Annotated in this window: 9 protein-coding genes and 2 pseudogenes; 1 reads left to right on the forward strand and 10 read right to left on the reverse strand. The window is 43.3% G+C overall.

Annotated features, from left to right (window positions below):
• Positions 1-110: 110 nt before the first annotated feature.
• From BM243_RS15405 to BM243_RS10220, 6 genes and pseudogenes are all read right to left on the reverse strand, one after another.
• Positions 111-368 (reverse strand): DUF1905 domain-containing protein, encoded by a 258-nt coding sequence (locus tag BM243_RS15405; RefSeq protein WP_074912289.1) that lies wholly within the window; start codon positions 366-368, stop codon positions 111-113.
• 138 nt (positions 369-506) lie between these two features.
• Positions 507-899, reverse strand: a pseudogene (locus tag BM243_RS15500) (DUF1801 domain-containing protein); the annotation flags it as partial.
• A gap of 9 nt (positions 900-908) precedes the next feature.
• Complete coding sequence (locus BM243_RS10205; protein ID WP_074912261.1) at positions 909-1,319, reverse strand: VOC family protein; 411 nt, start codon at positions 1,317-1,319, stop codon at positions 909-911.
• 27 nt (positions 1,320-1,346) lie between these two features.
• Positions 1,347-1,661 (reverse strand): YciI family protein, encoded by a 315-nt coding sequence (locus tag BM243_RS10210; RefSeq protein WP_074912262.1) that lies wholly within the window; start codon positions 1,659-1,661, stop codon positions 1,347-1,349.
• A gap of 35 nt (positions 1,662-1,696) precedes the next feature.
• A complete protein-coding gene (locus BM243_RS10215) occupies positions 1,697-2,155 on the reverse strand; it encodes a DUF3795 domain-containing protein (protein ID WP_074912263.1) in 459 nt (152 codons plus the stop codon).
• A gap of 72 nt (positions 2,156-2,227) precedes the next feature.
• Positions 2,228-2,635, reverse strand: a complete 408-nt coding sequence (locus BM243_RS10220; protein WP_074912264.1) for an iron chaperone — start codon at positions 2,633-2,635, stop codon at positions 2,228-2,230.
• 212 nt (positions 2,636-2,847) lie between these two features.
• On the opposite strand from BM243_RS10220, the gene BM243_RS10225 reads away from it, so the two are divergent.
• A complete protein-coding gene (locus BM243_RS10225) occupies positions 2,848-4,293 on the forward strand; it encodes an AcpB/EbpR/MafR family transcriptional regulator (protein ID WP_074912265.1) in 1,446 nt (481 codons plus the stop codon).
• Positions 4,294-4,340: 47 nt separating this feature from the next.
• Here BM243_RS10225 and BM243_RS10230 read toward each other — a convergent pair whose 3' ends face one another.
• The 4 genes and pseudogenes from BM243_RS10230 to BM243_RS10245 all read right to left on the reverse strand — a co-directional run.
• Positions 4,341-5,522 carry an anti sigma factor C-terminal domain-containing protein gene (locus tag BM243_RS10230; RefSeq protein ID WP_074912266.1) on the reverse strand — a complete coding sequence of 394 codons (1,182 nt, stop codon included), beginning with the start codon at positions 5,520-5,522 and terminating at the stop codon, positions 4,341-4,343.
• Positions 5,506-5,991 (reverse strand): RNA polymerase sigma factor, encoded by a 486-nt coding sequence (locus BM243_RS10235; RefSeq protein WP_074912267.1) that lies wholly within the window; start codon positions 5,989-5,991, stop codon positions 5,506-5,508. Before BM243_RS10235 ends, BM243_RS10230 begins: the two co-directional genes overlap by 17 nt.
• 53 nt (positions 5,992-6,044) lie before the next feature.
• On the reverse strand, positions 6,045-6,320 hold the full coding sequence (locus BM243_RS10240) for a hypothetical protein (protein WP_074912268.1): 276 nt from the start codon (positions 6,318-6,320) through the stop codon (positions 6,045-6,047).
• A 132-nt stretch (positions 6,321-6,452) separates the two neighbouring features.
• Positions 6,453-6,889: pseudogene (locus BM243_RS10245) on the reverse strand (hypothetical protein); the annotation flags it as partial.

Here is a 6,889-nt window from a genome sequence, read left to right on the forward strand (position 1 = left end):
ATTATACCTGAAAAAAACTTTTCCGGAAGAGATCCGGAAGGAAAGTGTTCCGCTTCACAAAAAACTGATAGGAAGATGTTCTCACTGGATCATCTTCCTATCTTCATATCCTATTCTCTTTCTGATAGGGTCACTTGAACGGTGTCTCCAGGTTCTTTTCCAATCTTTTTCCGGATGGCTTTCTGAATACCAATGATATAACAGATGCTTCCATCCTCGTTCTTCAGCCCCATGTTGACGATACTCCCTTCATAAGGTTCACCATCGAAGGCCGCATGGACCTTTACTCTTCCCTTTTGAAACTCTTCCCGAAGATCAAAGGGAAAAACCACATAAGCGCCATCTTTGTCAGGCACCTTTTCAATCACTGCTTCGTAGGTATAGACTTTTTTCTTGCCATTTGCGTTGAACTCATCACTTTTCTTCCTGCTTTTTTTGGAAGATTCCGCTTCCCCTAGAATTCTCTCATAGGATTCCACATAGGATTCCGGTGTCCATTTTTTAAAAAGCTTTGCCAGAAGACCGTAGGGGATATGCTCTGGATTCTTCAGGCGGATGCAGCTTTTTCCCATATCGAGCTTCGTAGGCACCTGCTTTTTGTACTCTTCCTCGAACCAGAGAGTAGCCTCTTCGTCTCCGTATAGCCCCATATGATAGAGGGCAATATGACCTTTCTGGACAGTCAAAGAGATAAAAGGAAGAGGCTCTCCTTTTTTCACATGATACCCCTTCTCATATAAAGAAAGTGGCACCACATAAGAAATCATACCTTCCCCATACCTCATTTCAAAACCTACGGGAAGATACTCTTCTGCCGTTTTTAAGATTTTTTCTAAAGCGTCTCTTGTCTCTCTTGGAAGATCCTCATAAAATTCTTGTTCATCCTTAGTTCTATTCATTATTCACCCCTACTCTTCATGATTGAACTGCCAGCTGACACCAAACTGATCGATGGCAGCGCCATAGCACTTGCTCCAGAAGGTCTCCTGCAGATCCATCTCAACCCGCCCGCCTTCTTTGATCTTATGGAACTGGGCTTTCAGCTCCTCCATATCCTTGGACGTCACCATAATACTGACATTTTCTCCCACAGTCACAGGACTGCCTGGAAAAGCATCTGAAAACATGATGAGGTCTCCCGAAATCCTCATACTGGTATGCATAATGAGTTTTTTCTCTTCTTCACTCAAGGGATAGTCACTGCTTGGGTGATCTCCAAAGGTCATGATTTCATCTGAAACAGTCCCAAACACTTCACTATAGAACTCCACAGCTTCTCTGCAGTTGCCGTTAAAAATCAGATAAATACCTACAGCCATTTTTCTTCCTCCTAACTTTTATATCGATTAGTACTCTCTCATGAGTGCCACATGGTAGGGAAAAAGCTCCGCGCCCATGATCCCTGTGTAAACACCAGGATCCTCTTCCATGATCCTCATTGCATCCAGCTCATGGTGTGCTTCAATGATGACGATCCCAAAGGTCTTCTCATCCATTCCCTTGGTTTTGCCCGCAAGAATCAGAATACCCAGCTCTTTCAGCTTTTCCAGATAGGCAAAGTGCCGATCCACCGCTTCATTTTCCTTGTCTGTCCAGTTTTCTTCAAGAAGCAGATCTTCTCTCGGTTTCAATATGTAGATAAACTCCTGTTTTGGGTTCATGACAAAACTCTCCTCCGCTTATGCTTTTCAAGTGCTTACGTCTCCAGCTTTTCTCTGTTCCAGCAGTATTTCTTATTTTTCTGGAGGGTCTCCAGCTCACAGAAGAGGCATAATCCGTTATGTGCGCACCTGAGCTCTCCACAGTTTGGGCAAATCCATTTCAGGTTCTGATTTTTTAGAAACGCCCCTATCCCCTTTAACCGGATCTCTTCCAAGTTTTCAAGCATGCTCATATGATACTTCTCCCGGTATCTCTTATCGAGAGCTCTCAGATCTTTACAGGGATACTTCTCACATTGAAAACAAAACCTCACGAGGCCTTCTCCTAAAAGCCTGCATTTGTATCCCATATGAGTACAGTTTTTTCCTCTGGGAACACATCCGGGACAGTAGGTTTTATGAAATCCTTCTTTATTCAGGTCTCCCTTGTAGAACTGATAGTTTACGCAAAGACTGCAGTTCATGCCGCATGGAGCGATAAGCTCCTCTTTCATTTTTCTCCACCCCTTCAAGAAAGTAGATCACTGTAAGGCACCTGCCTCTTTATCGTCTGTTAGAACAATCCTCTAGTGATGGTTTCCAGTCTCATGGCACCACCGGGCCATATCATAGATCAGCTTTTTATCAAGGGGCCTGTCATAGGGAAACTGAACCGCACCTTTACTGTAGGTCAGCCCTTCAAACCTTTCTTTAAAGTGTTCTATGGCCACAGGTCCCGGATACAGTCCCCAGTGGTTCTTAAAAGCGGCAAAATGGATGATGTCATGGGTTTTATAGAATGTTGGCATCTTCCAGGAAATTTTCTCATAAGCGCCTGGCACCGCAGATAAAATTGTTTCTCTGATTTCTCGAAGAAGAGGCTGAATCTCTTCCTTCTGAGAGAGAATATAGCTTTCTACTTCCTTCTTTTCCACTTCACAGACATGTCCTTTTTCCTTTTCATAGGCTGTTCCACATTTCTTACAAGTTTTCATACACTACACATCCTTTTATCTAGTCAGGTCACTTGAGCATCTGTACTCTTTCAGCACACTTCTTATGCTCAATATACTGGAATCTGAAGGGACATTCAATGAAGCTTTCAGCATACTAGAAGATGTTCTCAGAAAATTCAAATTCCGCCCAGGTAATGAGAATAAATGATATAATTCTAGTAATGTTCACGATATAGGAGGAGATCTGTATAATGAGAAAAATACTAGACACTGCCCACCAAAGGCGTATACGACTTTTGGAAATTCTCCTATCAAAGAATGAGTACGTCACCATGAGTGCTCTTGCCAAAGAGGTGGAAGCCAGCGAACGGACCGTGGCGGAAGACCTCACCCAGCTGAAATTGAAGTACAGTGAAGAGCTTCATATGGAGATCTCCAGGAAAAATGGGGTTAGGCTCATCCACCCGAATATTGCCAGCGTTAGTCTTATATTCCGGGACACCTTCCAGGAGTCGGTAGCCCTCATGTGGCTGAAAGAACTGCTCCTTCATCCCAATCAGTCTATGGAATACTATGAAGAAAAACTCTTTGCCAGTAAATCCACACTGCTGAGGATGCTGCCTAGAATCAACCATTTTCTTGATGACTATGATATGAGATTTGAAGTCAAAGGTGGCCTCTACCGTATCTTTGCCAAGAATGAAGGATTTCTTCGGGACTTCTACGCCAGTTTTCTCCTTGAGCTCTATGGGTTGAATCTCAAAGAGTATGACCTTTCTATAGATCTTTCTGTACTTTCAAAAATCACCTTGGCCAATCTAAAAAACGCAGTGCCAAAAGAGCATCTTGCCTGGATAGCCCAAGATGACCTTTCCCTCGTTTATCGGATGATGTTTTACCTTGTCTCTCTCATACGTGAAGAGCATGGTTTTTCCATGAAGTCCGAGTATCCTCTGGAATTGGAGCTCGATTCGGAAGATTTTGCTGCCCTTAAACAGCACTTCCCAAGAGTGACCAGGGAAAATCTCCGTGGTATCCATGAGTATCTTTATCTTCAGCAAAACGGCTTCCATAGTGAGCAAGAGAAGCAGCAGGTAACAACAGAAGTTTTAAGATTCATCGACAGGTTCACCCAAAGATTGAACTACCCCACCTCATCGGAACAAAAAGACCGGTTCCTCTTTGTTGTTCTCAGCATCTATTTTAAAGTAAAGCAAAGAACAAAAGACACTTCCCTTCTCTTTGACAGAGTCTACTATTTTTCTGAAAGCTTGAGCAGGGAAAATCCTTTCCTCTATACTGTGGTAAAAGAGGAGCTGAGTACCCTATCCCAAAATCTGGAGTTTGACTTTGCGGAAAATCTACACAACATCCTCTTCTGGCTGCTCCTTGCTGAGCCTTCACTGGCAGGAGTTTCCAGAAGAAAAACTGCTCTTCTCCTATCTGATTTTGGTACACCTCATAGTATCTTTCTCAAGAACAGATTGGAGCATTTTTTCAAAAGCACCAACATGGACCTCTCGGTGGATCTTCACAAAGATTTTTCTCTTCCAGATGAATCTGCCTTAAAAAAGTATGATATCATCCTCTCTACTTTGCCTGATTCAGCTCTTCCCCATCCCTGCGTCCAAGTCATTGGAGACCTCTGCTCCATGGAGGATTGTTATGATATTTACGAAAAGCTGAAAGATAACTGAAAAGAAGGGGCATCTCTCCCCTTCTTTTCGAATGTCTCTATGGTCCATCAAGGTGCCAGAACCTTCATTTCTTTGATCTCCATCCACTCCACTGTTTCATCCTTCAAAAGGACAAGAAGGTCTTCTACAGTACCATCAAGAAGTACGCCATAAGTGTGCACACCATGTTCTTCCACATACGCTGCAGATTCTTCTAAGACTTCAGTCTCCTTCAGTCTTTCGGAAAGAACGGAAATCTCGCTTTTCCGATCCAGTGCATAGTACAGCAGAGCTTCATAGTGCTTTTCATAACCTTCCGCTTCCAGTGAAGCCCCATCTTGGTTTCTTTCACCTGGCTGAACCAGCCATTCCAGAAGATGGAGCCCAGGGTACTCTTTCAGCAAGGTCTCATCCGCGAAAAGATGAGCGCTTCTTCTGCTTCCCAGAGGAGAAAATCCTGTGATGAGGGACGATGTCTGGACTCCTTGTCCATTTTCAACCGCCACCCACTGCAGGCGGATATTCTCGTACTTTGTCTGGAACCCCCTCAGCTCTTCCATGGAGAGACTATTCTTAAAAAGAACTGAAACACTGCCATAGTTTGTGCTGGCGAGACCAGATAGCAGTTCATGGATATCTTCTCTTTGCTTTCTGGACTCCTTCTCTTCTCTCATGATCTCAAGCGGTGTGATAAATAACGGCTCTCTGTCATAAAGAGAATTCAGTGTTTCCACCACACTGCCCCGCACTACTTTATTCTCTGTAACAAGAGAGTTCTGATGAAACAGATCTGTTATGCTGTATCTCATCTGATAACGGCCAAATCCTTTGGATTCCACATAGACTGAACTGGATGCATATTCCGGCATGGTCAGCTCAGAAAGAACCGCGAGGTCTATAGACACATCTTTCTCCACTGAGCTTAGGCTTTCATTCATGGGATTATAAAAGAAGGTGGATACCAGAGGTGACAGCCCATAGAAAATCAGTCCCAAGAGAAGCAGTGAAAGCAGTGCTCCTTTCAGCATGACCTCCCGCAATCTCCTTTTTACAAGCTTTTCCACATCCAGCACCTCTTTTGGAACAAGCTCATTCATCTCCTCTTCCAAAGAACCATCGTGAAACTCCTCTTCCAGATACTGGGAGAGCGCCTCAAAGCGTTCCAGCTCCTCTTCCACCTGCTGCCTTTCTTCTACTGTGGCAGCTCCCTCTTTATACTTAGTGAACAATTCTTTATAGTTTTTCTTCATTTTCAAGACTCCCTTTCAGTTTGTTCCTCGCCCGCATAAGTTTCATCTTCACTCCAGGTTCTGTAGCTCCTTTCATTCGAGCAATCTCACTTACAGAGAAATTGGAGAAGTAGAATAGAACAAGCAGTTCACTATACTCTTCCGGAAGGAGAAGAATTTTCTCAAAAAGAACCCTTCGCTGCTCCGTCTTTAGAAGCTGCGTCAATGGAGACTCTTCCACAGGAACTTCTATACTTTCTATAAGCACCCATGGTTTCTTTCTTTTCTCATCAATATATAGATTTTTGAGAACCCGAAACAGCCAGTATTTCAGCTTTTCTTCCTTCATGTCAAAGCTCACAAAAGCTCTGTAGAATGTTTCGCTGGTCAGATCCTTCGCCTGCTCCTCATTTCTGCACAGAGAATGGGCATATAAGTAGAGTTCACGATAATGCATCCCATAGATTTTTTCCATATCCTTCTTCTGCACAGCAACACATCCTCTCACCCTATATACGTTCTAAACCTGAAAAGGTAACGCTCTTACTTCGGATTCTTTATAGAATCCTCTGCTTTCGTAAGATCAAACCTGAGATCGCCCACTTCTTTTCTCAGCTCCTTTATTTTCTGTAAATCCTCTTCTTTGGAAAACGGGTGTCCATTTCTTTCAGCTTCTTCTGCAATCTGAAGCGCAGCAACCTTGGAGAGTTTTTCCATATAACTATCAACTATATCTACATAATTCACTTCTCCACTCTTCACGGATTCCTCCACCTTTCTCATCATTTCCTCGAGATAGTTCTCTATATTCCTGTTCATCTCGTAACCTTCTTTCATCAGTGTTTTCTACTCTAGTTTACGTGAACTCTAAAACGGATGCCATAGTCTTCTAAAAAAGAATAAAGGAGAAATCCGAAGACTTCTCCTTTTCTGCACCTGATTACTATTCCATTATGCTTTCAACTTGCTGAGTTCTGTCTGAATCTTTGAAATCTCCTTATTGAGAGCTTCCATCTCCTCTCCAATCTCTGTGATACTTGCATACTGCTCTTCTGAAGAGGCACTGATCTCTTCTGTAGATGCCGCCGCTTCCTCACTGACTGCCGCCATGGACTCTAAAGAGACAATGAGCTCATTTTTCAGTGTATCGATGGTTCGGGTTTCTTCTATGAACGTCGTGAGGATCGATTCCAAGGCATGGACATTCTGATCCACCTCGTCAAAGACCACCACGGTTTCATCAAGGCTTCCCTTGGCTGAATCCACAGAGCTTTGGGTTTCTTCCACAGTTTTTGTAGTGATACTCACAACAGACACAATCTTGTGGATGATGCTGTTGATTTCTTCTGCAGATCCTGAAGACTGTTCCGCAAGCTTTCTGATTTCTT

The organism is Proteiniclasticum ruminis (assembly GCF_900115135.1).
In the GTDB taxonomy this organism is placed as follows: domain Bacteria; phylum Bacillota; class Clostridia; order Clostridiales; family Clostridiaceae; genus Proteiniclasticum; species Proteiniclasticum ruminis_A.